Genomic DNA, 23202 nt, shown 5'->3' with positions numbered 1-23202 from the left:
CTGCTCTTGGGCTATGACTTGCGCGATTGATTCCCGCCGATCCTCCCGCCGCGATGCTTTAGACGTGATAATTGCCGAGAGAGGAGAAAACAGGGGGGGACGTATGCGGACCATCGCGACTTTCCGGATGGAAGCGCTCGCATGATGGAACCGAATCTCCTCGCCATCGCGCTTGGCCTTTTTTCCGCGGTCACGCTCGCGGCGGCCAACTACAGCGTGAAGGCAGGCAGCGATATTCTGGCGAGCCGCGCCATCCTGCAGGGGAGCGCGTCGCTGCTGATGGTGCCGGTGGTGCTGTTCGTGGTTCCGCCGCCGAGCCCGGCGGTCTGGGGCGCGCTGGCGATTACCGTGCCGGTGCATTTCCTCTACCAGCTTGCCCTGATTTCGGCGCTGTCGCGCGGCGATCTCAGCCTCGTTTTCCCGATCATGCGCGGCGGTGCGCCGATGCTGACGGGGATCAGCGCGTTCCTGCTACTGGGCGAGACGCTGCCGCCAATCGAAATTGCGGGGCTGCTGATCGCTACCCTTGCGGTGCTGTTGTTCGCCTGGCCGCCCAAGGGGGTAAGGATCGCAGCGCATCCGGATCGGCGCGCGCTGGGGTTCGCCGCGCTTACGGCGGTGGGCATCGCGCTCTACAATGTCACCGATGCGCACGGCGCGCGGCTGGCGGCGGAGCCGTTCACCTTCATCGCCTGGCTGTTCCTGTTCGATTGCGTAGGCATTCTTTGCCTTGCCGCCGTCCGGCGCCGAGGGCAGTGGCGCGAAGCGATCCGCCTGCGCTGGCGCTATGGTGTGGCGGGCGGGGCCCTGTCGATCCTGAGCTACGGCGCGGCGCTCTATGCGTTCACGCTGATGGAGACGGCGAAGGTTTCCGCGCTGCGCGAGACATCGGTGTTGTTCGGCGCGTTGATGGGCGCGATGCTGCTGAAGGAGGGGTTCGGCGCGCGCCGGATCGTGGCGGCGGCGGTGCTCGTTATCGGCCTCGCGCTCATGCAATTGGGATGACGCCGGAGCGGATGCGCCGCGGCGGCGTTGGCTGGTCGGATCGATCGAAGGAGCAGACAATGAAAGCGATGTGGAAGGGTCAGGTTTTGGCCGAAAGCGACGATATCGTGACCGTCGAGGGCAATGCCTATTTTCCGGCTGCGAGCATCAATGAGCGCTATTTCGAAGATAGTGACACCACCAGCGTCTGCCCGTGGAAGGGCACCGCCTCTTACAAGTCGATCACGGTCGACGGCGAAACCAACAAGGATGCCGCCTGGTATTATTCGGATCCGAAGGAAGCCGCTTCGGAAATCGCAGGGCGCTACGCATTCTGGAAAGGCGTTGAGGTGAGCGCTTGAAATGGCAGGGAATACTCCTGGTGGCGCTGGGCGGCCTATCGCTCGGCAGCTGCGCGACGGTGGAGCCTGTGATGTCGGCTAAACCCGCAGCAATGACCGACTTCGCTATCATCGCGCATCGCGGGGCGAGCGGGGACCGGCCCGAACATACGCTTGCCGCGTACAAGCTTGCGATCGATCAGGGCGCGGACTTTATCGAGCCCGATCTGGTGCTGACCAAGGATGGCGTCCTAGTTGCGCGCCATGAGAACGAGATTTCTGGGACGACCGATGTGGCGGATCATCCCGAATTTGCGGACCGGCGCACCACCAGGACTATCGATGGCGTCGAGACCACTGGCTGGTTCACCGAGGACTTCACATTGGCCGAGCTAAAGACACTGCGCGCAAAGGAGCGGCTGCCCGAACTGCGGCCCGCCAATACCCGCTATGACGGTCAGTTCGAGATCCCGACCTTCGACGAGATCATCGCCCTCGCGAAGAGCGAAGGCGCGCGGGTGGGCCGCACCGTCGGCGTGTATCCCGAAACCAAGCATCCAGGCTATTTCGCCTCGATCGGTCTGCCGCATCAGGCCCCGCTTTTAGAGGCGCTGGACAAGGCGGGTTGGAACGCGGCGGATGCACCCGTGTTCGTGCAAAGCTTCGAGGTTGGAAATCTGAAGGCGCTGAACGCGGCGAGCGATGTTCGGCTCGTCCAGCTTGTAGAGGAGGAGGGCGGTCCCGCCGATCTGCCCGATATCAGCTATGCCAACATGCTGACCGAGGGCGGCGTCGCGGCGATCGCCTCTTACGCCGATGCCATCGGTCCGCAGAAGTCGCTGGTGATCCCGATCGGCGAGAACGGCCAGCTCGATGAGCCGACCGAGCTGGTCGACTGGGCGCATCGGGCGGGTCTGCTGGTGCATCCCTGGACCTTTCGGGCCGAGAATGCCTTTCTGCCCGGCAACCTGCGGCGCGGCGACCGGCTGGACCAGCGCGGCGATCTGGCGGGTGAAATCCAGGCTTTCATCGCCGCGGGGATCGACGGATTGTTCTCCGATCAGCCGGGGCTGGCCGTCCAGGCCCTGGAAGGAGCCGAGCGACCGGACAAGGAATAGCTTACTCCTCCCGGTTGCGCTTTTCCCGCTCCCCATCGGTGCTGCCGGTCACTTCCTCACGCGCTTCGGTGCGGATGCCCTTCTCGATAATCTCATTGGCTTCTTTCAGATCTTCGCCTTCGATCGCCTCGGGTTCCTCGTTCACCCGTTCGCCGACGGCAGGTGCCAGGCACATCTGGGCGATAATCGGCAGATGATCGGAGCCTACTTTGCCGAGCACTTCCAGCCGGTCGATCGAGAACTCCTCGGTGAAGTAGATCTGGTCGAGCGGCCAGCGGAAGGCGGGCAGGCTGGCGGGGAAGGTGGCGTAGAAGCCGCGGCCGATCCGCGGATCGAGATAGGTGCCAACCCGCTTGAACAGCTCCGATGTGTCCGACCAGGCGACGTCGTTGAAATCGCCCATGGCCAGCACCGGCAGGCCCGCCTTGGCGGCGATGCGCGCGCCGACCGCGATCTCGGCATCGCGCTCCTGCGTGTCCGTGCCCACCTGCGGAGGACGCGGGTGGAGGCCGATATAGCCGAAGCGGCGTCCTGCCGGCGTGCGCAGCCGCGCGAAGATGGACGGAATATCGTTCTCGATCAGCCGGTGCACGGTCAGTTCGTCGGTCGGCAGCCGCGTCATGAAGACCAGGCCGTAGGTGTTGTCGATCGGCACGTTGCGAACATGGGGGTAACGCGTGCTCACCGGTTTCAGCGCTTCGACCCAGCCCTGATCCGTCTCCAGCAGCAGCACCATGTCGGGATCGTAGCGCCGGATGAGATCGAGCGTCCGGCCATATTGCCGGTTGTGCTGCAGCACGTTCAACGAAAGAACGGAGAAACATTGGTCGGCCGGGACTTGCGCCCCGGCTTCTATAAACTGCACCTCCGGTTTGGCGATCACGGTGTAGCGATGGATGCGATAACCCTGCCACAAAGTGACCGCGAGCAATGTTCCCGCGATAACCCAACGTCTTTTGCCGCGCAGCGTGAAGCCACTCACCAAAAACAGCAGCCCGGCAATGGTGAAGATCGCGAGTCGAGGATAGTCCCAGAGGCGGATCCACCAGTCGTTGAAATTGGTAAAGCTGGCGATGGTGACGAGCGCCAGAAATACCGTTGCGATGACCAGGAGGCCGAAGGCGATTTTGCGAAACATGCCGGGTCTCCGGGAACGCGAAGGTTAGGGGTGCCCAAAAACCGTGGGCCGGTGCGTCGTTGCGCAGTCGATCCGGAAAGGCAACCCTGCCGCTTGCCGCCGCCGGGTTGCACCGCTAATCGGCTGGCCCATGACCGACCACAGCGCCGCGCCCGCCATCACCCCCGAAATCGTTGCCGAGCACGGCCTCAGCGAAGAGGAATATCAGCGCGTTCTAGGCGCGCTGGGGCGGGAGCCCAATCTGGTGGAGCTCGGCATTTTTTCGGTGATGTGGTCCGAGCATTGCAGCTACAAAAGCTCGCGCCTGCACCTGAAGAAATTGCCGACCGAGGGACCGCAGGTGATTTGCGGGCCAGGCGAGAATGCGGGCGTGATCGACATCGGGGACGGACAGGCGGCCATCTTCAAGATGGAGAGCCACAACCACCCCAGCTATATCGAGCCCTATCAGGGCGCTGCGACCGGCGTGGGCGGCATCCTGCGCGATGTCTTCACCATGGGCGCGCGCCCGGTGGCGAACATGAATGCGCTGCGCTTCGGTTCGCCCGATCACCCCAAGATGAAGCATCTGGTGAAGGGCGTGGTCGCCGGGATCGGCGGCTACGGCAATTGCGTGGGCGTACCGACGGTGGGCGGCGAAACAAACTTTCACCGCGCCTATGACGGCAATATCCTGGTGAATGCGATGACCGTGGGCGTCGCCGATCAGGACAAGATCTTCTATTCGGCGGCCAGCGGCGTCGGCAACCCGATCGTCTATGTCGGCGCCAAGACCGGCCGCGACGGCATCCATGGCGCTACTATGGCGAGCACCGAATTCGGTGAGGATAGCGAGGAAAAGCGCCCAACCGTGCAGGTCGGCGATCCCTTTACCGAGAAGCTGCTGATCGAGGCTTGTCTGGAATTGATGGCGACTGACGCGATCGTGGCGATCCAGGACATGGGCGCGGCGGGGCTCACCAGCTCCAGCGTCGAGATGGCATCGAACGGCGGCGTGGGCATCCGGCTCGATATGGACGCCGTGCCCCAGCGCGAGGAGGGCATGACGCCCTATGAAATGATGCTGTCGGAAAGCCAGGAGCGCATGCTCATGGTGCTCAAGCCGGGCCGTGAGGCAGAGGCCGAAGCGATCTTCCGCAAGTGGGAGCTCGATTTCGCAGTGATCGGTGAGGTGACCGATACCGGCCGCATGGTGCTGGATCATGGCGGGCAGACCGTTTGCGATATCCCGCTCGGGCCGCTCGCCGATGAGGCGCCGCTTTATGACCGGCCGCATGAGCCCACCCCGGCTCCGGCGGCGCTTGCCGACATACCATCCAGTGCGGATATCGGTGCGGATCTTCTGACGCTTATGGCCTGTCCGGATCTCGCATCACGCGCCTGGATCTGGCGGCAATATGATAGTCAGGTCGGCGGCGATACCGCGCAGCGCTCCGGCGGGGATGCGGCAGTCGTGCGCGTTCACGGCACGAACAAGGCGCTTGCGATCACCACCGATTGCACGCCGCGCTATTGCTTCGCCGATCCTGTCCAGGGCGGGCGTCAGGCGATTGCAGAAGCCTGGCGCAACATTTGCGCGGTAGGCGGCAAACCGCTGGCAGTAACCAACTGCCTCAATTTCGGCAGCCCTCAGAACCCCCAGATCATGGGTCAGATTGTCGGCTGCCTGGAAGGCATGAGCGAGGCCTGCATCGCGCTCGATATGCCGATCGTGAGCGGAAATGTCAGCCTCTACAACGAGAGCAAGGCGACGGGCGGCGGCTCCGCCATCCTGCCCACGCCCGCTATCGGTGCTGTCGGGCTGCTCGACGACGTGACGCGCATGGCGACGATCGCGTTCAAGGCGGAGGGCGAGACGCTGCTGCTGATCGGCCATAGCGCAGGCCATGTCGGCCAGTCTCTATGGCTGCGCGAATGCCATGGACGTGAAGAAGGCCCGCCGCCGCCGGTTGATCTTGATGTGGAGCGCCGCCATGGCGATTTCGTGCGCGATCTGGTGCGTGACGAGCTTGTCAGCGCGGTCCACGACGTGTCGGACGGCGGCGCACTGGTTGCGATTGCGGAGATGGCGCTTGGCGGCGGTATCGGCGTAGAGATCACGCTGCCGGATGTCGAAAACCCTGCAGCAATCCTGTTCGGTGAAGATCAGGCGCGCTATCTGGTTACGGCGAAGGATGCCGATGCGGTGATCGAGCGCGCCCGGGAAGCAGGCATTTTCATCGCGCCGGTGGGGCGCACCGGTGGAGATGCGATTACTGGACCTGAAATGTCAGCGTCTCTGGCGGACCTGCGCGACGCGAACGAGCGCTTCTTCCGCGAATGGATGGAGAACTAAACGAGAGCCGCGATTTCGTGGCCAGCTCGATCGGGTTCGGCAGGCTCTGGAAGACGGGCGGCGCTCAGGCCGCCTTTGCCAGCAGATCATAGGGATCGATCCCGCGCGCCCGAAGGCGCCGATGTGCCTCCTGATAATAAACCGGCGGCGTAATATTCAGCCGCTTGCGTGCCAATTCCAACGGCTCGGCCAGCAGATCGAGGATCGATTGTTCGCTGATGCGCGGGCATGCGCGTCCCAGCTTGCGCGCCTCGTTGATGGCCTTCAATACAGGCGCGTCGCTCTTGGTCGTTTTCTTGAGGTTCAGCCCACCGGCATAAGCGATGAACAGGTTCGCGGGCGCCGGGTTCTGGCCATAGGTGAACGCCAGCACGCATTGTTCGCCCAGCGCGTCCCGACCATAGCCGGTCAGCACATGCAGAAGATCATGCGTGTCGCGGTTGCGATTGGCGTACCATTCCATCCAATCGCCATAGCGGCGGCCGCCGGTGAAGCGGTCATATTCCGCCACCAGTCCTGCGGCAGACAGTCCCTCGCTTTCCATAAAATCACAATAAGCATGCGCGACGCTACCTTCGGGCATGGCGCGCAGCCGCTCGTGATCGTCAAGGATGTCGGGCAAATAAGGCTCGCGCTCCATCACGGCGCGGCCTGCGTCACTTTCAACAAAGGCTTGCGCTTCCACACGGAACTTGCGCCGAGGCAGCGCCTCGAAAATGTGGAACACCTGGCTGGTGTCTTCCTTGTCGGCAATCAGATTGCGGAAGTGGCGCATGGCCTTGAACGGGCGGAAGCGCGGGCGCACGCGATCAGGGGCGAACATCGGGCGGGCCGCGCGCGAAAAATCATGGTTCATATCCATCATGCCTGATTGCCTTATACTGACATGAATGTCAATAGAGAAAAACATTCCCGTTGCGCCGCATGTGCGCTTAACAATGTTGCATGAGCGTTCCCGATCCCAAGCCCTATGCCGCGTTGCCCGATTATGACGATGAAATGCGCATTGCGATGGCCCGCGGAGCCGCTGAACGTCTGGCGACGCGGCGGACATGCCGGGATTTTGCGAGCGATCCCGTCCCGCGTGGGGTGATTGAACAGGCTATCCTTGCCGCCGGCAGCGCACCTTCGGGGGCGAACCATCAGCCCTGGCATTTCGCCGCGATTTCCGATCCTGATATCAAGCGGCGCATCCGCGAGGCTGCGGAAGAGGAGGAGCGCACTTTTTACGCAGGGAAGGCGGGCAAGGAGTGGCTCGAGGCGCTGGCCCCGCTCGGCACCGATCCTTCGAAGCCGTTTCTTGAAGAGGCCCCTTGGCTGATCGCGGTGTTTGGCCAGCGCAAGGGTGGGCCGATGCCGGGCGATACCAAGCAGAATTATTATGTGACGGAGAGCGTCGGCATCGCCTGCGGGCTGTTGTTGTCGACGCTGCACGAAGCGGGCCTGGCAACGTTGACGCACACACCCAATCCCATGAAGTTTCTGTCCGACATCTGTGGCCGGCCCGCGGACGAAAAACCGATGATGCTGATCGTGGCGGGAAAGCCAGCTGCGGGGGCGGTTTATCCCGCCGCCGCGGCCCGCAAGAAGCCGCTGGACGCGATTGCCAGCTGGCTCTAGCGGACGGGGCAGGGGGCTGGGATGGATCAATTGGAAAACGCACCGCGCGGCAGCGCGCTCGACACGCGGTGGATCGAGCTGGACGCGCTTCGCGGCTTCGCGGTGATGGGAATTCTGGCGATGAACATCATCGCCTTTGCGCTACCCGAAGACGCCTATTTTCTGCCGCGCGTTCCCGGTACCGGCCCGGCCACGGCTGCCGATGTCGGTTCCTGGATCGCAGCGTTTCTGTTGTTCGACGGCAAAATGCGCGGGCTGTTCTCACTCCTGTTCGGCGCGAGCCTCTATCTGGTCGCCGAGCGGGCGGAGGCAGCGGGGCAGAGCGCGGCGCGGGTGCATTACAGCCGGATGTTCTGGCTCGGCCTCTTCGGCGCGGCCCACTTCTTCCTCATCTGGTGGGGCGACATCCTGTTCCTTTACGCGGTGATCGGCTGCTTCGCTTTCCTGATGCGCAGTGCCGCAACGCGAACGCTCATAGTCACGGCGCTGGTCGTCTATGCGGCTGGCTTTGCCATCCTGTGCCTGTCGCTTGGGACGATGTTCTCAATCCAGGCCGCAGCGCAGGCATCCGGGGCCAGTCCGGCCAGCGTGGAGCGGTTCGCAGCGATGATGGAGGGCTTCTCGGCCGCCGCGCAGGCGGAAGAGATCGCGCTGTTCCGCAGCGGATATGAAGCGATCCTGGATTTCAGGCTGTCTCAATGGTGGCGGCCGCTCAACCTGCTGTTCCAGGCGGGCACGGAGACCTTTCCCCTCATGCTGCTCGGCATGGCGGGGTTGCGCAGCGGCTTCATGACGGGAACATGGGATCGGCGGCGCTATTGGCAGCTGCTATGGGCGCTGCTGCTGCCCGGCATGCTGATCTATGCTGTCCTTGCCGCGCTGGACTGGTCGCATGGGTTCGATCCAATCTTCTCGCTCAACCTGGTCGTCGCCTGGAGCCTGCCGGCGCGGTTGATGACCACCATCGGCTACGCCGCGCTGTTCATGCTGATCATCCGCACGATGCGCAGCGGCGGGGTGCTGCCGTGGATCGCGGCGACAGGGCGGGCGGCGTTCACCAACTATCTCGGCACGAGCATCGTCATGACGACGCTGTTCTACGGCTATGGTTTCGGCTTGTTCGCGCACGTTCCGCGGGCCGCACTCTATGGGATCGTGGCGGCGATGTGCGGCGTGATGTTGCTGTGGTCCAAGCCCTGGTTGGATCGATATCGTTATGGACCGCTCGAATGGCTGTGGCGCAGTCTGGCGCGCGGACGACCGCAGCCGATGCGCAAGGCACCGGCCGTGCGTTAATTAAAGGCGGCCGAAGCTCTGGTTCATGCCGAAGCTGCGCTGCCCAAAACCGCGGCGGCGTTCGACCAGTGGGCTGGTCTCGCGCTGCAGAGCCTGCAGCGTCTGTTCGAACAGGCGCCGAAGCTTGGCGACGTCCGGCAGTACCTCGTCCGGATCGATACGATGTTCGATGCACTGGCGGGCCACCATCTCGATGCGCTCTGCCGTGCTGCCCAGCGCCTGTGCGCCGAATTGATAGGCTTCGCCTTTCAGCATGTGAGCGGGATTGACGAGCGCCGTCGCGCTTTTGTCCCGCATGGCGTTTTCGATCAGCGCGATCGACTTTTTACCGTCCTCTTCGAAATAGCCGAGAATACGGACGAATCCCGTGCCCAACTGAGCACGGCAAGCCTGAAATGCCTTCCAGTCCACCAATTCTCCGGTATCGATCGTCATAGCAGTTCTTCGGTCCCCCAATTTGTCGCAGGACCTTTTATCGCGGGACGGGTAAACGTTCCGTTGACGATGGCCGGACGGATCAGTCGTCGAACGGGTTCTTAGGCGCGCGTAGCGTCAGCCGCACCGGCACGGCCCCGAAATCAAGGTCGCGGCGGATGCCGTTCAGCAGATAACGCTCATAACTTTGCGGCAAATCATCGACGCGCGTGCCGAAGATAACGAAGGCGGGCGGACGGCTCTTGGCCTGCGTGATATAACGCAGCTTGATCCGCTGGCCGCCGGGCGCGGGCGGCGGGTTCAGGGTGATCGCATGTTCGAACCAGCGGTTGAGCGCGGCGGTGGGCACGCGGCGGCTCCACGCTTCCCGCGCGGCAAAGGCGGCGGTCAGCATCTGGTCCGTGCCCTTGCCGGTAATGGCGGAGACCGCGATGAGCGGCACACCCTTCAGCTGCGCCAACCCTTCGTCAAGCGCCGCACGGATGCCGTTGAACAGCGCGCTCGCGTCTTCCGCGACGTCCCATTTGTTGATCGCGATGACGAGCGCGCGGCCTTCCTGGATCACATGATCGGCGATCTTGAGGTCCTGAAGCTCCAGCCCCTTGGTGGCATCGAGCAGCAGGACGACGACTTCCGCGAAGTCGATGGCACGCCGGGCGTCGGCAACGGAAAGACGTTCCAGCTTCTCCTTCACCTTGGCGCGCTTGCGCATCCCGGCGGTATCGATCAGGCGTACCTTGCGGTCTTCGCCCGGACCGGTGGTCCAGACCCAGTCGATCTCGATCGAGTCGCGCGTAATGCCCGCTTCCGGGCCGGTGATTAGCCGGTTTTCGCCCAGCAGCTTGTTGATCAGCGTGGACTTGCCGGCATTGGGACGCCCGACGATGGCGAGCTTCAGAATCCGGTCGCCTTCCTCATCCTCGTTCCGGGCGGGCGGCTGGAAGTTGTCGATATGCGGGGCCAGTCCTTCGAACAGATCGGCCAAGCCTTCACCATGCTCCGCGCTGATCGCGATGGGTTCACCAAGGCCCAGCGAATAGCTTTCCATGATGCCGCTATCGGCCTGGCTTCCTTCCGCCTTGTTGACGGCGAGGATGACGGGATGGCCCGACGCGCGCAGCCAGCGGGCAATTTCCTCATCCAGCGGCGTGACGCCCGCGCGCCCGTCAATCAGGAACAGCGAAACGGCGGACCCGGCCACCGCAGCCTCGGTCTGCATGCGCATCCGGCCGGGCAGGGTCTGTTCGTCCATATCCTCATAACCCGCTGTGTCGACGACGCGGAAGTTCAGATCGAACAGCGTGGCATCGCCCTCGCGCCGGTCACGCGTGACCCCGGGCCGGTCATCGACCAGCGCGATCCGCTTGCCGACAAGGCGGTTGAACAGCGTGGATTTGCCGACGTTCGGACGTCCGACGATGGCGACAGTGGGGAGCACGGGGGCGGTTCCTGCGATAAAAGCGAAAGGAAGTTGCGCGAAAGCGACGAAGTCTCCCCGTAGCGTGGCCCGCGACGTGAAACAATATTTCCGACTATCCGACGCACAAAGCACGCGCGGACTTCCGGTGAATTCCCGATCTTCACCCCGCCGGGCCACATGCTGATGCTAGCGGCAGGCGAGGTCATGTAAGGCTAAACGATCTTTGCCAACACGCCCGCCCCGACTCTGTCCTGCGTCACCATTAGAGCGCGCAGCAGGCGCTTAGCGATAGGCGGAGATACGCCCGCTATCGTCCAGCAGGTACAGCGTCTGATTGGCAACCACGGGCGAAACCGATACCGATTCGCCCAGATCGAACATTTCCGTTGCCGTGCCGTCCTGCGGATCGACCGACCAGACGCCGCCGCGCGTCGAAGCGACGATCAGACGACCGCCGGCGAGCACGGGGCCCTTCCAGTCGATCGGGTCTTCCTTCTTCTTCGCCTTGCGATATTCGGGAAGCTGAGAGACCCAGCGGATCTTACCGGTGGTCCGCGCGACCGCGAGCAGCTTGGCATCGTCGGTGAGGACGAACACCCAGTCCCCTGCAACGACGGGCGTGGCGATCCCAGCGATGTTGATTTCCCAAATGCGCTGGCCGCTGATCAGCTCATAGGCCGCCATGCGCCCGCCCTGGCCGATGGCATAGACACGGCCCCGGTCGATCACCGGATCGGCATCGATGTCGGTGAGCGAGGACACCGAGGTGGAGATGCTGGTGCGCGACAGCGCATCTGTCCACAGGTCCTGCCCGTTTTCGTACCGATAAGCGGCCAGTTCGCCGGTCGAGTAACCGGCGATCACTGTGCCCTGCGCGGCGGCGGGAGCGGCGACACCGAAGATACCCGACTGGCCGATGGTGCCGGACTTGTTCCAGTTGGTTTTGCCAGTGGCGGGGTCCAGCGCGTAAATCTGGTTGTCCTGGGTCATGACATAGACGTTATTGTTGGCGAGCGTCGGCGCACCGCGCATCGGGCCGGCGGGGCGCACGCGCCATTTCTCGGCACCGGTCGCAATATCGAGGGCGGCAACATCGCCCAGACCGTCGGTCGCATAAACGCTCGATCCATCGACCGAAACGCCGCCGCCGAAGAAGCTGGCGCTTCCGCTTCCGGAGCTGGGAAGCTCATGGGTCCACACGGGGCTGCCGGTCGCCGCATCAAAGGCACGGACCTTGGCGTTGGTGTCGACCACATAAAGACGGCCATCGGCGATCACCGGCGCAGCGGCCAAGCGCTCGCGGTTGCTGGCGCCCGCAATATTGGCTGTCCAGACGCGCGAAAGGCTTTGCCCCAGCGCAAGCTGGGCAGGGTTCTTGGCCGCGTTGCCACCGGGCTGCGCCCAGCTATCGTTCGCCACGGGCGCGGGAAGCACCACGGGGACGCTGGCCAGCGCGGGATCGACCACCGCGTCGCTTTCCGCGCCCAGAATGGCAACGCGGTCGCCCAGCGTGGGGGTGGATTTCTTGTCGCCGCCGCCGCCGAACAGGCTGCAGCCGGATAGCGCCAGCAGTGCGGCGCCGCAGATCAGACTGGTGGTTGATCGCTTCATCAATTGGCTCCTTCTCCCTTCGCGGGCGCCGTTTGCTGAGGCGCTGCACCAGCGGGACTTTCATCATCCTGAACAGCGTCCACGCCGTAAACCCCGGCGAGCTGGCGGGTGCGCCGCCGCGTGGATTCCGGCAGTGCCTTGTCCTTGGAAAGCGCGGCGAACAGCGTTCCGGCAAGATCGGTCTTGCCTTGCTTGATATAGGCCATCGCCGTCATCTCTCCGGCGGGGCCGAACCAGGGATTGCCCTCGATCGCGAGCGGTTTGAGCCGCGCGACGACCTGATCGGGTGAAATGCTATCGAACTGCAAGGCGGTCTGGCGCACCAGCGCCAGATTGCGAAACGGCTCCGGCAGGCTCTCGTCGTCGATCACCGTCTGATAGGCGGCGATGGCAGCCTTCTCGTCCTTGCGCTCGCTGGCAAGATTGCCTTCCATCATCAGGGAGGCAGCGCGATATCCCTCGTTCGAACCATCTGCGAGCTTCTGGAGGATGGGCCGCGCCGTCTTGGCGTCGCCCGCCTGCGCTGCATCCATGGCGGTGATGTACTGCTCTGCCAATTTGCCGTCCGCGGCAGTCTGATTGTTCTGCCAGATGATATAAGCGCCGAACGCTGCAAGGCCGAGGACGATCAGCCCCAGAATCCACCAGCCATAGCGCTTGCCGAACGCTTCCATGTCGGACCGGCGGACCGCATCGTCCACTTCGCGCATGAACACATCATCGCTCTTGTCGCTGGCATTGCCGCCAGATTTGGTAGGGGTAAGCGCCAAGGCGGCTCTCCGGTCTCGGGATAATCGGCGCTCGCCTTAGCTTCGCGCGTGGGTAGGTGACAAGGGAGGAATAGGGGCCGGAACGGGGAAGGGGGCGGGCGTGCACCCCGCCGATGCCGTTAGCCGCCCGCTCTGCCCCAGTGGATCCCGGTCCGCTAATCCTTCGGCTTGTAGACCTGATCGGCCGAGGGAAATTCGCGGGCGCGCACCTCCCGCGCATAATGCTTCACCGCTTCGGTCATCATGCCGGACATGTCGCCATAGCGCTTCACGAAGCGCGGCGTGCGCTCGAACAGGCCGAGCATGTCCTCGGTCACCAGCACCTGCCCATCGCAGTTGGCCGAGGCTCCGATACCGATGACGGGAACGTCGAGCGCCTTGACGATCGCATCGGCAAGTGTTTCGACAACGCCTTCCACCACCACGGCGAAGGCACCTGCGTCCGCCACAGCCTTGGCATCGCCGACGATCTTTTCATATTCGGCGTCCGATCGGCCGCGCGCGCCATAGCCACCCAGCGCGTTCACGGCCTGCGGGGTGAGGCCGACATGGCCCATCACCGGAATGCCGCGCTCTGTCAGGAACCGCACGGTTTCGGCCATTGCTGCGCCGCCCTCCATCTTCACCGCCGCCGCGCCGGTATCAGCCATGATGCGGCTGGCGCTTTCGAACGCCTGGACGGGGGATGCTTCATAACTGCCGAATGGCATGTCGACCACGACTGCGGCGTGATAGCTGCCGCGCGAGACTGCGGCGCCATGCGCGCACATCATGTCAAGCGTGACGGGCAGGGTGGACGGAAGCCCGTAGATCACCTGACCCAGCGAATCGCCGACCAGAAGAATGTCGCAATGCGGATCGAGCAGCTGCGCGGTGCGCACGGTGTAGGCCGTCAGCATCACCAGCGGTTCCGCATTATCCTGGCCCTTGCGCGCCATGATCGATGGGATGGTGACGCGTTTCATGGGTTTCGGCGTGGGGGTGGCGCGGCTGGTGGCGCTATCGACGGTGAAGGTCGTGGACATAATGAATACCTTCCTGATTGAGCCTGAAAATGGTCCTGAAAAAAGCCGCGGCGGGCCGCCCGGTCAGTGGAAGCGACGTCGGCGAAAAGGAACCGGGCGGCGCCCGCGCCCGGCCCAATCGGCCAGAAAGGCGAGCCCGGTGAACACGACCAGCATCAATATCGCGAACATTGTCACATCGCTATCCTCCGGCCCGAACCAGTTGAACAGCTGCAATGCCAGCATCACGCCGGCAAGAATGTAAACCCGGCTGTGGCCAGCATGCCGCACGGGCGGCCGCGTGGCGCGGATATAGTAAAAGAACGCCGCCCCCGTCAGAACCAGTTCCAGCACAATGGCGTAAGCAGGCGCGTTCCACAGCCCGAAACCGAATTTCGGCGCGCCGCCGGCAAGGCTGAGATCCGCACCGTGGACGAGCAAATCGATGAACCAATGTGTCAGCACCACCACACCCGCCAGGATCGCGGGGCGCATTTTTCGATGATAGACATAGACGGGAACCGCGAAAAATAAGGCCGCGATGATCGTGCCCAAAAGGCTGTGACTGAGCGGCATGTCATAAAGGTCGAACGGAACGAGCTTGGTCGCGCCTTCCAGGAAGCGCATATGTTCCACGTCCATCAGCAAAAAAATCGCGAACAGATAATCGACGAACTGCGCCGCCACGAACAGGATGCCGAGCTTCGGTGATTTGCGCTGCGCCGCAACGACGAGCGCCGGTGCGTAATGACCGATAAAGATAAGCGGACCCCACCCTTCGAGTAAGCGGCATCAATCGCCGCTCGCCCTTAGGGCTGTCAACCCGGGTGGACAGATGCGGGCGCTCGTGCGGCTCGGCTCGGCGCGAACGCGGCAGTTCCCGGATAGGGCAAGAAGTGCCCATGAATAGAAAAGGGGGCCGGATCACCGGCGCCCCTCCTGAAATTATTTGCTGGCGAGCTCTTAGCTCGACTTGCAGGTCTGCATTTCCTTGCCGGGTAGCTGCACCTCGATGGTCTGGCCGGTGCCCTTCAAGGCGTAGCCGTCGCCACCGGTGAGCGTCAGATCGCCGGTTTCGGAAGTCGCCGCGGCCTCGGGCGTTGCGCCTGCCTCCGGGGTGGCTTCGGACGAAGCCATGTCCGCTTCCGGTGCGTTCAGGATGATCGGCTGGCCGTTCTGTTCGGTACGGATGCCCGCGCGCTTCCCGCCCTGATAGAAGTCCACATAAACCACGGAGCTGTCCGCACAGCGATAAACGCCGCTATCGACGATCGACGGCGGCAGCTCGATCGGCGCTTCACCGGTGGCGGGGGTCGCTTCGGCTTCAGGCTCGGCAGCATTGTCGCTGTTGTTGCAGGCAGACAGTGCCAGCAGCGCCACTGGGGCAAGGGAGAGGAAAGAAAGACGCATGGAAACTCCGATTGGTTTTTTTGCGCATTGCACAATGAACCTGCGCGCGCTCGGTTCCAAGTGAATTATCCCGCTTCGGCGCTGCCCTGCTTGACCCCGTCCGTAGCGGCGGCCATGCAGCGACCATGACCGATCAAGCGGAAACGGGCCCCGCCGGGGCAACCGAGAATTTGAGCTTCGAAGAGGCGCTGAAGCGGCTCGAGGAGATCGTGAATCAGCTTGAGCGCGGCGATGTACCGCTCGACAAGTCGATCGACCTTTACGCCGAGGGAGATCGTCTTCGCGCCCAGTGCCAGAAGCGCCTCGACGCGGCGCGCGCGAAGATCGACCAGATTCGCGTCAAGGCAGATGGTTCGCCCGGCGGCACAACGCCGTTTGGCGACGCCTGAGCAGGGACCTGATGATGGCGTCCAGCACCGTTCAGCCCATCAGCCTCCATTCCGCGTTCGACCGTATTTCGGCGGAGATCGACACGCTGTTCGAACATCTGCTGAAGGCGCCCGAAGATGCGCGCGCCCGGCTCTATGATGCGATGCGCCACGCCGCGGTGGGCGGAGGCAAGCGGCTGCGGCCTTTGCTGCTTGTGACCATCTCAGAGTTGTTCGGCGTAGAGCGCGGGGCGGCGATCCGCGCTGCGGGCGCGGTGGAGGCGATCCACGTCTATTCGCTGATCCATGATGATCTGCCGGCAATGGACGATGACGATCTTCGGCGCGGCAAACCAACTGTACACAAGGCCTTTGACGAGGCGACGGCCGTGCTGGCGGGCGACAGCCTGCATGCGCTGGCCTTCGAACTACTGGCGGATGAGGCCGTGCATGGCGATCCGTTCGTGCGGATCGAGCTCGTCCGTATTCTTGCGGAGGCAAGCGGGCCGGATGGCATGGCCGGCGGCCAGATGATGGATCTGGAGGCAGACAAGCAAGGCTATGATCTGCATACCGTTACCCGGTTGCAGCAGCTGAAAACCGGGGCTCTCATCACCGCATCGGTGGAGATGGGGGCCGCGCTTGGCCGTGCATCGGAGGAAGCGCGCACGGCGCTGCGCGGTTATGCCCGCGATATCGGCCTTGCCTTCCAGATCGCTGACGATCTGATGGATGTGGAGGGGGATGAGGAAAAGGCCGGCAAGGCCCTGCGCAAGGATGAGGCGCAGGGAAAGGAGACGTTCGTCACCCTGCTCGGTCTCGAACGCGCGCGTGAACAGGCGCACATCCTGACAGAACAGGCGGTGGGCCATCTGCATGGTTTTGGCGCGGAGGCCGATCTGCTGCGCGCGCTGGCCCGCTTCATCGTTGAGCGCGATCGTTAAACAAGGGGCATGATATGACGCGAATCGGCATTTATCCGGGCACGTTCGATCCGATCACCCTGGGCCATATGGATATCATCCGCCGCGGCGCGAAGCTGGTCGATAAGCTGGTGATCGGCGTCACCACCAACCCGTCCAAAAACCCGATGTTCGACGTGGAAGAGCGCCTCTCCATGGTGCGTCGCGAAGTGGCGGGTATCGAGGGCACCGAAATCGAGGTAACCAGCTTTGGCAACCTGCTGATGCATTTCGCCGAAGAGACCGGTGCGTCCGTCATCGTGCGCGGTCTGCGCGCCGTCGCTGATTTCGAATATGAGTATCAGATGGCCGGCATGAACCAGCAGCTGAACGACAGTATCGAAACCGTTTTCCTGATGGCGGATGTCTCCTTGCAGCCGATCGCATCGCGGCTGGTGAAGGAAATCGCCATCTTCGACGGAGATATCACGAACTTCGTGACGCCCGCCGTGCGCGAAGAAGTGGTGGCGCGTGTGGCACAAGGGCGCGCCTGACGACACGCGCTCTCACGTCCCGCCAGACCATTCGTTCATGACAGGGCCAGCCATGTTCGTTAGAGGCGCTGTCCATCCCTTTGTGTCAGGACGATCAGAACCGATGCGTATTGCCAGCCTTTTTGCCTTTGTCATCGCAATGCTGCTGGGCGTTGCCGCCCACGCACAATCGGTCGGCACGGTTAACGCGCCGGTAGACGATACCGATCTCAGCAATGTCCTTTATCTCGATCTGTCGAGCGGCGGGCGGGTGACGATCCGGCTGTATCCCACCATTGCGCCCAATCATGTCGAACGGATCAAGACCCTGACGCGCCAGGGTTTTTATGACGGGGTCAAGTTCCACCGGGTGATCGAAGGCTTCATGGCGCAGACCGGCGATCCCACCGGCACCGGCACGGGCGGATCGGACCTGCCCGATCTGACGGCGGAATTCAGCAAGCTTCCCCATTTGCGCGGTACGCTGTCCATGGCGCGCGCGCAGAGCGAAGACAGTGCGAACAGCCAGTTTTTCATCGTCTTCCAGCCCAATTTCAAGCTGGACAACAAATATACGATCTTCGGGCGCGTCACCTCCGGCATGGAATATGTCGACGCAATCCAGCGTGGCGAGCCGCCGGCCAATCCGGACATCATCATTCAGGCCTCGCTTGGCGATGCGCCGAAGCCGGAGCCTGATTATGCCGCGGTGCGCGCGCGCCTGAATGCGGCAGCGGGCGCTGCTGCACCGGCTCCCAGCGCCGCCGATCTGAACGCGCCGATCGGCCAGTGAGCCCGGCGGGACGGGAAGGCGCGCCGTGCGCGTAGACCTGTTCGATTTCGAACTGCCGGCCGAGCGGATTGCGCTGCGGCCGGCATCGCCGCGTGATGCCGCGCGCCTGCTGCTGGTGCAGGGCGATGCTCTTGCCGATCGCACAATGCGCGAGCTTCCCTCGCTCTTGCGGGCGGGCGACGTCCTTGTTTTCAACGATACCCGCGTCATTCCGGCGCAGCTGGAGGGGCGGCGCGGAGAGGCCAGCATCGGCGTTACGCTCCACAAACGGATCGACCTGCGCCGGTGGCAGGCTTTTGTGCGCAATGCCAAGCGGCTGCGGCCCGGCGAGCGCGTAGAATTTCATGAAGGGGTCGCTGCGATCGCCGAGGAGCGGCTGGAGGACGGCAGCTTCATCCTGGCGTTCGAAGGCGACGAGCCGGTCGAGACATTGATCGAGCGCGCCGGGAATATGCCGCTGCCGCCCTATATTGCCGCCAAGCGCCCCACCGATGAACGCGACGCCGAAGATTATCAGACGATGTTTGCGCGGGAAAAAGGTGCGGTCGCCGCGCCGACCGCCGCGCTGCATTTCACACCCGATCTCATCAACGCCTTGCATGCATCTGACATCGCGACCGAAACACTGACTCTGCATGTAGGTGCGGGAACGTTTCTGCCGGTGAAAGCCGAGGATACCGATGCTCACCAGATGCATAGCGAGTGGGGCCGGATCGATGCCGAGACGGCGGCACGGCTCAACGCTGTGCGCGCGAAAGGCGGACGGCTGATCGCTGTCGGTACCACGGTCCTGCGGTTGCTGGAGAGCGCGGCTGATGAGAACGGTGTGATCCAGCCTTTCGAAGACGACACTGCCATTTTCATTACGCCGGGTTATCGTTTCCGAGCAATCGACGGTTTGATGACGAACTTTCATCTGCCGCGCTCCACGCTCTTCATGCTGGTCAGCGCGCTGATGGGCCGCGAACGGATGCAGGCGGCCTATGCCCATGCGATTGCCGAGGAATATCGCTTCTACAGCTATGGCGACGGCAGTCTGTTGCTGCCGGACTGATCTCCACCGGTCCGCCTCGTCCGAATGCACTCGCTTGGTGTCCTGGTATCGAAGTTCTAGTATAACCCCGGCGATCTCCGCTAAGCGGGCTTCATGAGCGACTCCCACGGCCATCATCACCACGGACCGGGCGGTCACAGTCATGCGCCGGCAGATTTCGGCCGCGCTTTTGCCATCGGCACCGCGCTCAACATCGCCTTCGTCGCAATCGAGGGGGCTGCGGGGCTGATCACCGGATCGGTCGCGCTTCTGGCCGATGCAGGTCATAATTTGTCCGACGTGCTGGGGCTTCTGATCGCATGGGGCGGATCGGAACTGGCCAAGCGCCCACCGTCCGAACGGTTCACCTATGGCCTTCGCGGATCGTCGATCCTTGCGGCGATTGCCAACGGCCTCGTCCTGATGGTCGCGGTCGGCATGATCACACTGGAGGCGATCCAGCGTTTTGCCGATCCTCCGCCGATCCCCGGCGTCACGGTAATGGTTGTGGCGGGCATTGGCATCCTAATTAACGGGGCCACGGCGATGCTGTTCGCGCGCGGGCGCAAGGGAGACGTCAATATCCGTGGCGCCTATCTCCACATGGCCGCCGATGCCGCCGTGTCGGCGGGCGTGGTGATTGCGGGCGCGCTGATCCTGTTCACCGGCGCGCGCTGGATCGATCCGCTGGTAAGCCTCGTGATCGTGGCAGTGATCCTTTGGAGCACATGGGGGCTCTTGCGCGAATCCGTTGCCATGGCGCTCAGCGCCGTGCCGCGGGAGATCGATCCCGCGAAGGTCCGCGCGCTACTGGAGGGGCAGCAGGGGGTCGCGCGCGTCCATGATCTGCATATCTGGCCGATGAGCACGACCGAGGCCGCGCTGACCGTACATCTGGTGATGCCCGGCGGCCATCCCGGTGACGAGTTTCTGGTGCGCACGCAGCAAGCGTTGGCGCATGATCACGGTATCGAGCATGTCACCCTGCAGATCGAGATCAGCGAGGACATCCCGTGCCTGCTGCATGACGAGAACTGCGTCTAGTTCGGCTGCTCGCGGCAGACGCGGTAGGGTATCTGGCTCTGATTGGCCGCGCCTACTTCCAGTAATGTCGCAAGAACGGACGCCAAGTTGTTGGCAGGCAAAGGCTCCAGCTGTTGTAACAACCGATCCGTTACCGCGCAGGCCTGTGCGTCCAGTTCGAACGCGATCTTCCCTGCAAGGGCAGGGGCCAGCACCATCTTCGCAAAACCGTCGCCGCTGCTGCCGGGTGCCAGCGGAATGCCTGCGAGCTTGGTGACCACATTGCGCGCGGTAGGCCAAGCGCGATCCGCACCGGCCTGCCACTTTTGCGACAGGCGCTGTGCGTTGCTGACCAGATAGCTGCCCTGCCCCAGACTGGGTCCGCATTTGCGGGCCATCTCGGTCGCCAGCGAGGGCATGACATAGGCGGTGACCGCCTCGTTCTGTTCCGGCGTGATGCAGGGGCGGGTGTCAGCGCTCTGCGCCATTGCCGCAGCCGGCAGGGCAAACATGGCAGCGGCAAGCGCGAGGCGGGCGATCATGGCGGTCAATATCCTGTACGGTCGGGAGGGGTGATGCGTAAGACGCGCCGAATGAGCGCCAACTGAACCAGTCTTAAAGTCGCCTGTCACGGCGAGACGTCAGCGACCCGCCATAATCGGCGCATTTGCCGTGCGGAACGAAAATCCACGCATCCGTCTGCTTTTCCAGCCGCGCGGTGCCCGGTCCTTTGGCTCCACCGCGATTATGCTGCGATGGGGCGATCCCGTAGCATTTTTCATGTGATGCCGGCTGGGGCATAGGCACCGGCTCCTCGGGCGGGGCCATGCTGTAGGCGGTCGGGATCGGCGAGGGCGGCGTCTGCGGCTGCTTTTCGCAGCCCCAAAGCAGCGCAAGACATGACGTCACGACGCCAATCCGCCATACCGCGCGCTTCCTGTCCATTTGCAATTCCCCCGCCGCGCATTAGGGGATCAATGATGCCACCACGTTTCGAGTTCCACATCGCCGCGCGCGACGGCAAGGCGCGCACCGGCGAAATCCGCATGCGGCGCGGTACTATTGCGACGCCCGCATTCATGCCGGTGGGCACCGCTGCTACCGTCAAGGCGATGAAGCCCGCCGACGTTCGCACGGCCGGCGCGGACATCATTCTCGGCAACACCTATCATCTGATGCTGCGTCCCGGCGCGGAGCGGATCGACCGCCTCGGCGGCCTCCATAGCTTCATGGGCTGGGATCGCCCGATCCTGACGGACAGCGGCGGCTATCAGGTCATGAGCCTCGCGGACCTGCGCAAGATCACCGAAGAAGGGGTGAGCTTCAAAAGCCATCTCGATGGATCGAAGCACATGCTCTCGCCCGAACGATCGATGGAAATCCAGGCGCTGCTCGGCTCCGACATCGTCATGGCGTTCGACGAATGCCCGCGCGCTGATCAGCCGCGCGAGGCGATTGCGAAGTCGATGGAACTGAGCATGCGTTGGGCCGCCCGCTCGCGCGAGGCATTCGACAAAGGCGCAACGGATGGCACCAGCGCTCTGTTCGGCATTCAGCAAGGCGCGCTGGACGAAGGTCTTCGCGCTCGATCGGCCGAGGCGCTGCGCGAGATCGGCTTCGATGGCTATGCGGTCGGCGGGCTAGCCGTCGGCGAGGGGCAGGAGGCGATGTTCGCCACGCTCGATTTCGCGCCCGACATGCTGCCGGAGGACTCGCCGCGCTACCTTATGGGGGTGGGCAAGCCGGATGATCTGGTGGGCGCGGTGGAGCGGGGGATCGACATGTTCGATTGCGTGCTGCCGACGCGTTCCGGCCGTAACGGGCAGGCGTTCACCTGGAACGGTCCCATCAATATTCGCAACGCGAAGTTTGCAGAAGACCTCGCGCCGCTGGACGAACGCTGTGCTTGCCCGGTATGCAAGGGGTGGAGCCGCGCCTATCTGCATCATCTGATCCGGGCCGGGGAAATGCTGGGGGCCATGCTGATGACTGAACATAACTTATATTTTTATCAGCAGCTTATGGCCGCCATGCGAGAGTCCATCGCAGCCAGCCAGTTCAACGATTTTGCCGCGCGCTTCCGTGCGGACTATCTGAAGGTTACCGGCTGATGCCTTCCGGTCTCGCCGCGCTGCTCGATGATGTCGCAGGCATTGCGAAGCTGGCTGCCGCCTCGGTTGACGATGTCGGCGCGGCTGCCGGACGGGCAGGTACCAAGGCCGCCGGGCTTGTCATCGATGACACTGCGGTCACCCCGAAATATGTCACGGGACTGAAGCCTGAGCGTGAGCTCCCTATCATCTGGCGCATCGCCAAGGGGTCGATCTTCAACAAGCTGGTCATCCTGGTGCCGGTCGCCATGCTGCTCAGCGCGTTCCTGCCCTGGGCACTGACACCGATCCTGATGCTCGGCGGCACCTATCTATGTTTCGAAGGCGCGGAAAAGGTTTACGAGGCGCTGTTCGGAGAAGATCATAAGATCGAGAACGCTGCGGCAGCGCAGAATTCGAAGGAACTGGAAGACCAAAAGGTCAAGAGCGCCGTGCGGACCGACATGATCTTGTCCGCCGAAATCGTCGCCATTTCGCTGGGCGAGATTACCGATCAGTCGCTGGTGACGCAGGCAATCACGCTGGTTGCCGTATCGATTGCGATTACCGGCGGCGTGTATGGCGCGGTTGGGCTGCTGGTGAAGCTGGACGACATAGGCCTGCATCTGGCCAAGGACGAGGGCGCGCTGGCGGGTTTCGGACGCGGTCTCGTTAAAGTGATGCCCACGGTGCTCAAGGTGATCGGCGTCGTCGGGACCGCGGCTATGTTGTGGGTTGGCGGCGGAATTATCGTCCACGGTCTGGAAAGCTTCGGTCTGGAGACGATACCGCACATCGTCCATTCGGCGACGCATGTGGTGGAGGAAAGCGCCGGCGGACTGATCGGCTGGGCTGCCGAGGCCGGATTGTTCGGTGTGGTCGGCATTATCGTCGGCGCGGTCGTGGTGGCTGCGCACCACCTTTGGGTGAAAGCACGCGGCGGACACTGAGCGCGGTTCATGCGGAAATGGTGTTGGG

25 protein-coding genes are annotated in these 23202 nt (G+C 63.3%); 14 read left to right on the top strand and 11 right to left on the bottom strand.

All coding sequences use genetic code 11. From position 1 onward, the window contains the following. The first annotated feature begins 141 nt into the window (after positions 1 to 141). The 3 genes from I6A82_RS11920 (at position 142) to I6A82_RS11910 (ending at position 2443) form a co-directional block, all read left to right on the top strand. Complete coding sequence (locus I6A82_RS11920) at positions 142 to 1005, top strand: DMT family transporter (protein ID WP_198095041.1); 864 nt, start codon at positions 142 to 144, stop codon at positions 1003 to 1005. 59 nt (positions 1006 to 1064) lie between these two features. Further along, positions 1065 to 1346 (top strand): DUF427 domain-containing protein, encoded by a 282-nt coding sequence (locus tag I6A82_RS11915; RefSeq protein ID WP_198095040.1) that lies wholly within the window; start codon positions 1065 to 1067, stop codon positions 1344 to 1346. A gap of 71 nt (positions 1347 to 1417) precedes the next feature. Beyond that, the gene (locus I6A82_RS11910) at positions 1418 to 2443 is read left to right on the top strand and encodes a glycerophosphodiester phosphodiesterase (RefSeq protein ID WP_198095618.1); all 1026 of its coding nucleotides are present in this window, start codon (positions 1418 to 1420) and stop codon (positions 2441 to 2443) included. 1 nt (position 2444) lies between these two features. Here I6A82_RS11910 and I6A82_RS11905 read toward each other — a convergent pair whose 3' ends face one another. Continuing rightward, positions 2445 to 3581 (bottom strand): endonuclease/exonuclease/phosphatase family protein, encoded by a 1137-nt coding sequence (locus tag I6A82_RS11905; RefSeq protein ID WP_198095039.1) that lies wholly within the window; start codon positions 3579 to 3581, stop codon positions 2445 to 2447. A gap of 130 nt (positions 3582 to 3711) precedes the next feature. Here I6A82_RS11905 and purL point away from each other — a divergent pair, with 130 nt between their 5' ends. Beyond that, complete coding sequence (gene purL, locus I6A82_RS11900) at positions 3712 to 5916, top strand: phosphoribosylformylglycinamidine synthase subunit PurL (RefSeq protein ID WP_198095038.1); 2205 nt, start codon at positions 3712 to 3714, stop codon at positions 5914 to 5916. Between the two features lie 64 nt (positions 5917 to 5980). On the opposite strand, the gene I6A82_RS11895 is transcribed toward purL, so the two are convergent. Further along, a complete protein-coding gene (locus I6A82_RS11895; protein WP_232343430.1) occupies positions 5981 to 6781 on the bottom strand; it encodes a Coq4 family protein in 801 nt (266 codons plus the stop codon). 80 nt (positions 6782 to 6861) lie between these two features. On the opposite strand from I6A82_RS11895, the gene I6A82_RS11890 reads away from it, so the two are divergent. Both I6A82_RS11890 and I6A82_RS11885 read left to right on the top strand, forming a co-directional pair. Continuing rightward, positions 6862 to 7536: a nitroreductase family protein gene (locus tag I6A82_RS11890; protein WP_198095037.1), complete on the top strand. Its 675-nt coding sequence runs from the start codon at positions 6862 to 6864 to the stop codon at positions 7534 to 7536. A 21-nt stretch (positions 7537 to 7557) separates the two neighbouring features. Next, complete coding sequence (locus I6A82_RS11885; protein ID WP_198095036.1) at positions 7558 to 8832, top strand: DUF418 domain-containing protein; 1275 nt, start codon at positions 7558 to 7560, stop codon at positions 8830 to 8832. Here I6A82_RS11885 and I6A82_RS11880 read toward each other — a convergent pair whose 3' ends face one another. The 7 genes from I6A82_RS11880 to I6A82_RS11850 form a co-directional block, all read right to left on the bottom strand. Further along, positions 8833 to 9267: an Hpt domain-containing protein gene (locus tag I6A82_RS11880; RefSeq protein WP_198095035.1), complete on the bottom strand. Its 435-nt coding sequence runs from the start codon at positions 9265 to 9267 to the stop codon at positions 8833 to 8835. It abuts the gene before it with no gap. 82 nt (positions 9268 to 9349) lie between these two features. Beyond that, the gene (gene der / locus I6A82_RS11875) at positions 9350 to 10705 is read right to left on the bottom strand and encodes a ribosome biogenesis GTPase Der (protein WP_198095034.1); all 1356 of its coding nucleotides are present in this window, start codon (positions 10703 to 10705) and stop codon (positions 9350 to 9352) included. A gap of 264 nt (positions 10706 to 10969) precedes the next feature. Beyond that, positions 10970 to 12298 carry an outer membrane protein assembly factor BamB family protein gene (locus I6A82_RS11870; RefSeq protein ID WP_198095033.1) on the bottom strand — a complete coding sequence of 443 codons (1329 nt, stop codon included), beginning with the start codon at positions 12296 to 12298 and terminating at the stop codon, positions 10970 to 10972. Further along, on the bottom strand, positions 12298 to 13068 hold the full coding sequence (locus I6A82_RS11865; RefSeq protein ID WP_232343429.1) for a tetratricopeptide repeat protein: 771 nt from the start codon (positions 13066 to 13068) through the stop codon (positions 12298 to 12300). The genes I6A82_RS11870 and I6A82_RS11865 overlap by 1 nt, the downstream gene beginning before the upstream one ends. A 155-nt stretch (positions 13069 to 13223) precedes the next feature. Further along, complete coding sequence (panB, locus tag I6A82_RS11860; protein WP_198095032.1) at positions 13224 to 14093, bottom strand: 3-methyl-2-oxobutanoate hydroxymethyltransferase; 870 nt, start codon at positions 14091 to 14093, stop codon at positions 13224 to 13226. 63 nt (positions 14094 to 14156) lie between these two features. Next, a complete protein-coding gene (locus tag I6A82_RS11855) occupies positions 14157 to 14759 on the bottom strand; it encodes a hypothetical protein (RefSeq protein ID WP_332310968.1) in 603 nt (200 codons plus the stop codon). A gap of 276 nt (positions 14760 to 15035) precedes the next feature. Next, positions 15036 to 15482, bottom strand: a complete 447-nt coding sequence (locus I6A82_RS11850; protein WP_198095031.1) for a hypothetical protein — start codon at positions 15480 to 15482, stop codon at positions 15036 to 15038. 125 nt (positions 15483 to 15607) lie between these two features. Here I6A82_RS11850 and I6A82_RS11845 point away from each other — a divergent pair, with 125 nt between their 5' ends. From I6A82_RS11845 to I6A82_RS11820, 6 genes are all read left to right on the top strand, one after another. Continuing rightward, on the top strand, positions 15608 to 15871 hold the full coding sequence (locus I6A82_RS11845; protein WP_187336563.1) for an exodeoxyribonuclease VII small subunit: 264 nt from the start codon (positions 15608 to 15610) through the stop codon (positions 15869 to 15871). 14 nt (positions 15872 to 15885) lie between these two features. After that, positions 15886 to 16794: a polyprenyl synthetase family protein gene (locus I6A82_RS11840; RefSeq protein ID WP_198095614.1), complete on the top strand. Its 909-nt coding sequence runs from the start codon at positions 15886 to 15888 to the stop codon at positions 16792 to 16794. Between the two features lie 14 nt (positions 16795 to 16808). Beyond that, positions 16809 to 17306 (top strand): pantetheine-phosphate adenylyltransferase, encoded by a 498-nt coding sequence (gene coaD, locus I6A82_RS11835; protein ID WP_187336562.1) that lies wholly within the window; start codon positions 16809 to 16811, stop codon positions 17304 to 17306. Positions 17307 to 17409: 103 nt separating this feature from the next. Then, on the top strand, positions 17410 to 18078 hold the full coding sequence (locus I6A82_RS11830; RefSeq protein ID WP_198095030.1) for a peptidylprolyl isomerase: 669 nt from the start codon (positions 17410 to 17412) through the stop codon (positions 18076 to 18078). Positions 18079 to 18103: 25 nt separating this feature from the next. Beyond that, entirely contained in the window at positions 18104 to 19132 is a 1029-nt protein-coding gene (queA, locus tag I6A82_RS11825) for a tRNA preQ1(34) S-adenosylmethionine ribosyltransferase-isomerase QueA (protein ID WP_198095029.1), read from the top strand. Between the two features lie 93 nt (positions 19133 to 19225). Next, positions 19226 to 20155 carry a cation diffusion facilitator family transporter gene (locus tag I6A82_RS11820; RefSeq protein WP_198095028.1) on the top strand — a complete coding sequence of 310 codons (930 nt, stop codon included), beginning with the start codon at positions 19226 to 19228 and terminating at the stop codon, positions 20153 to 20155. On the opposite strand, the gene I6A82_RS11815 is transcribed toward I6A82_RS11820, so the two are convergent. Together I6A82_RS11815 and bufA1 are read right to left on the bottom strand one after the other, a co-directional pair. Beyond that, complete coding sequence (locus I6A82_RS11815) at positions 20152 to 20676, bottom strand: hypothetical protein (protein ID WP_198095027.1); 525 nt, start codon at positions 20674 to 20676, stop codon at positions 20152 to 20154. The genes I6A82_RS11820 and I6A82_RS11815 overlap by 4 nt on opposite strands. 73 nt (positions 20677 to 20749) lie before the next feature. After that, positions 20750 to 21079: a BufA1 family periplasmic bufferin-type metallophore gene (gene bufA1 / locus I6A82_RS11810; RefSeq protein WP_198095026.1), complete on the bottom strand. Its 330-nt coding sequence runs from the start codon at positions 21077 to 21079 to the stop codon at positions 20750 to 20752. A gap of 35 nt (positions 21080 to 21114) precedes the next feature. On the opposite strand from bufA1, the gene tgt reads away from it, so the two are divergent. Then, positions 21115 to 22245 (top strand): tRNA guanosine(34) transglycosylase Tgt, encoded by a 1131-nt coding sequence (tgt, locus tag I6A82_RS11805; RefSeq protein WP_198095025.1) that lies wholly within the window; start codon positions 21115 to 21117, stop codon positions 22243 to 22245. Further along, on the top strand, positions 22245 to 23174 hold the full coding sequence (locus tag I6A82_RS11800) for a DUF808 domain-containing protein (RefSeq protein WP_198095024.1): 930 nt from the start codon (positions 22245 to 22247) through the stop codon (positions 23172 to 23174). The genes tgt and I6A82_RS11800 overlap by 1 nt, the downstream gene beginning before the upstream one ends. The last annotated feature ends 28 nt before the right edge of the window (positions 23175 to 23202 follow it).

It is taken from the genome of Novosphingopyxis sp. YJ-S2-01, assembly GCF_016093175.1.
Classification (GTDB): domain Bacteria; phylum Pseudomonadota; class Alphaproteobacteria; order Sphingomonadales; family Sphingomonadaceae; genus Novosphingopyxis; species Novosphingopyxis iocasae.
This window is presented reverse-complemented; position numbering and strand designations above follow the sequence as displayed.